We start from the raw sequence: 1418 nt of genomic DNA on the forward strand, positions 1-1418 counted from the left end.
CCATTGGTGTCAAGTTAAAGCAGATGCCCAGATGTCAAGCGACCTTGCGGCGTTGCGTCGGTGTCGTTGACGAATAGCTTTTACCAAGCCCATAGAACGCTGATGCTCTACTAACCAAGGAATTAGTTGTAGTTGTGGGTTTTGCGATCGTGCGCGCTCGAAAAAATATAAGCTGCGAAAGACCATTTCTACTGAAATACGTTCTAAGGGCTGCTGTAAAGCCACAGCGACATCGGCAGACAAATCATTAAGGACAGCATAGAAAATCCAAGTAGCATAGACTTGCATTTGTACACCATTAGTGCCGCCAACCCATAAATAAGATAAACCCAACAAACGTTTAGTCAGTAAAAATGCATCTTCGATTTGCCAACGTCGGCGATACAAATCACAGACTTGTTGTGGAGAAAGTTGTTTTGGGTCAAGAACATTAGTCAAGTAATAATACCAAGTCTTGCCCCATAGTACTGACACTTGACGCATCGGGTAGCGACAAGGATCAGTGTGATGAAATCCCATTTGAATAATTTCGTCTTTATAGTGAGAACTACTCGAAAGAACGCGCACTACTTGATAGCGCACCTTGGCTTTTTGTCTAGTTAAAATATATTTTCCTTGCTCCGTTAGGGTATCAAACCACTCAAATCCATAGAAGCCCATATCTGTTATGAGTAAACCACCTACTGGCAAGCGTACTTGTAGTTCTTGCCACCACTTTGTTTCATTGCGTTTAGCGTCAGCATCAAAAAACGCGGCAACTGGGCGGTGAGTAAATGCTTCCACTACCATCAACATCTTCCCTCCCAAAACAGCACCTGTTTTTTCTTGGAGTTGCCCCAAATGTTTTTTGATGGCTTCTAAAGTCGATGCATCCGCAATCCATACTGCACTGAACGATGATGCTACCGATACCCACATTGGTGCAACTTCCGTAGTGTTTTTTTTGGCTATTAGACGCTCCATTACTTGCTCAAACAGCTTAATAAACAACTCTGCTGGCAAGCTCTCCAGGCGTTGAGATAGAGCTTGCCGACTCACAGACATCGCCTTAACCCACAACAATCCTTCAACTTCCAGGCAGCGCAGCACATCTGTTAAATGCTGTATTTGTCGATACACTAGACTCAATACTATTGCTGCCATTACTGGTAGGGTTAGTACGCGATCGCGCAAACTACGTTCTTTGTCTTTTACCCCTTTGAGATTAGCAAATGTACCTGGGCTTATTAACTCAAACAGTCTAGATTCTATCTCTTGGCTTGATGGGGCGGGGGAGGTGACTCGATGCCGAAAATCTGGATTCCCTTGTTTTTTGCGCGGTTTACTCATGACTAGTATCAACAGCACTGTCTTGAGTTTAACTATTGAGTTTTACCCACTTGACAAGACTCTAATTTTCTTAACTTGACACCAATGGC

The 1418-nt window shown here is 43.6% G+C and carries 1 protein-coding gene; it reads right to left on the reverse strand.

Features of this window, described 5'->3' with window-relative positions; all coding sequences use genetic code 11:
- Window positions 1-9: 9 nt before the first annotated feature.
- On the reverse strand, window positions 10-1329 hold the full coding sequence (locus ABF638_RS37945; RefSeq protein WP_435027879.1) for an IS4 family transposase: 1320 nt from the start codon (window positions 1327-1329) through the stop codon (window positions 10-12).
- Between the last annotated feature and the right edge of the window lie 89 nt (window positions 1330-1418).

Origin of the sequence: Nostoc sp. CALU 1950, assembly GCF_051172895.1 — a bacterium.
In the GTDB taxonomy this organism is placed as follows: Bacteria; Cyanobacteriota; Cyanobacteriia; order Cyanobacteriales; family Nostocaceae; genus Nostoc; species Nostoc edaphicum_A.

Excerpts from the sequence above, each read along its gene's own strand:
- ABF638_RS37945 (WP_435027879.1), bottom strand. The coding sequence starts at position 1,329 with ATGAGTAAACCGCGCAAAAAACAAGGGAATCCAGATTTTCGGCATCGA.